The organism is Streptomyces torulosus, assembly GCF_001419765.1.
Classification (GTDB): domain Bacteria; phylum Actinomycetota; class Actinomycetes; order Streptomycetales; family Streptomycetaceae; genus Streptomyces; species Streptomyces torulosus.
This window is the reverse complement of sequence record NZ_LIRK01000475.1, coordinates 1-1,444: the sequence shown is the minus strand read 5'-3', so window position 1 is coordinate 1,444 and position 1,444 is coordinate 1. Positions and strand designations below refer to the sequence as shown.

Here is a 1,444-nt window from a genome sequence, read left to right as displayed (position 1 = left end):
CGAGATCTCCATGGTGGCCGTGCCCGACCTGATGGCCGCCTACCGGCGCGGCGCGATCGACCTGGAGGCCGTCAAGGCGGTCCAGCTGGGCCTCATCGCGCACTGCGAGCTGATGGGCGACCGGGTCGCCGTCATCGACCCGCCGCCCGGCCTCAACGCCCGGCAGATCAGGGTCTGGCGGCAGGAGACCGCCGGGTACGACTCCAAGTACGCGGCCCTCTACTACCCGTGGATCAAGGTCTTCGACCCGGCGTCCGGCCAGTCCCGCACGGTCCCGCCGAGCGGCCACGTCGCCGGCGTGTGGGCCCGCAACGACTTCGAGCGCGGCGTGCACAAGGCGCCCGCCAACGAGGTCGTACGCGGAGCCGTGGACCTCGAACTCCAGATCACCCGGGGCGAGCAGGACCTCCTCAACCCCGTCGGCGTCAACTGCATCCGTGCCTTCCCCGGCCGCGGCATCCGCGTCTGGGGCGCCCGCACGATGTCCTCCGACCCGGCCTGGCGCTACCTGAACATCCGCCGGTACTTCAACTACCTGGAGGAGTCGATCCTGATCGGCACCCAGTGGGTGGTGTTCGAGCCGAACGACCACGCCCTGTGGGCCCGGATCCGGCGCAACGTCTCGGCGTTCCTCGTCAACGAGTGGCGCGGCGGCGCCCTCTTCGGGCAGCGGCCCGAGGAGGCGTTCTACGTCAAGTGCGACCAGGAGACCAACCCGCCGGAGTCGGTCGACCTCGGCCGGGTCATCTGCGAAATCGGCATCGCCCCGGTGAAGCCCGCCGAGTTCGTGATCTTCCGGCTGGCGCAGTTCTCCAGCGGCAGCGGGGAGCTGGAGGAGTAGGCGCCGTCCCTCCGCAGCAGCCCGCCCCCTCCCTCTCCCACGCGACTCCTTAGAAGGACAGCGAACCCATGAGTCTCATGCAGGCCGACAGCCTCACCTCACACAATTTCGGCCTCCAGATCGACGGGGTGATGGTCGAGTACCTCGCCGAGGTCAGCGGCCTCTCCCTGGAGCAGGACGTCATCACCTACCAGCAGAACTCCGCGCAGGGCCGCCCCGAGGTCAACCTGCTTCCCGGTGTGCAGCGGAGCGGTCAGTGCACCGTCGTGCGCGGCATGACGCAGTCCGCCTCGTTCACGCAGTGGATCAACGACTCGATCGCCGGGCAGATGAGCTCGGCCCGCAAGAACGCGTCGATCATCATGATGGACTTCCAGAACAACCCGGTGAAGCGCTACAACATGCGCAACGCCTGGTGCAGCAAGGTCGACGCGAGCACCCTGAAGGCCGGCGAGGCGTCCGCGCTCACCGAGACCGTGACCATCGTCTTCGAAGAACTGGTCATCGAGTAATGCGGCGTACGGCAGGACGTACGGCCCTGGGGGCGCCGACGACGGGCCCGGGCGGGGGGATGGTCCCGGGAACGGTGTCTTATACACCTGT

General features: G+C 68.3%; 2 protein-coding genes. Both read left to right on the top strand.

Translation table 11 applies throughout. The annotated features are described in order from the left end of the window. On the top strand, positions 1–841 hold an 841-nt coding region (locus AOK23_RS30060), incomplete at its 5' end, for a phage tail sheath family protein (RefSeq protein WP_169800348.1). A 68-nt stretch (positions 842–909) separates the two neighbouring features. Continuing rightward, positions 910–1,353 (top strand): phage tail protein, encoded by a 444-nt coding sequence (locus AOK23_RS30055; RefSeq protein WP_055522741.1) that lies wholly within the window; start codon positions 910–912, stop codon positions 1,351–1,353. Positions 1,354–1,444 lie beyond the last annotated feature (91 nt).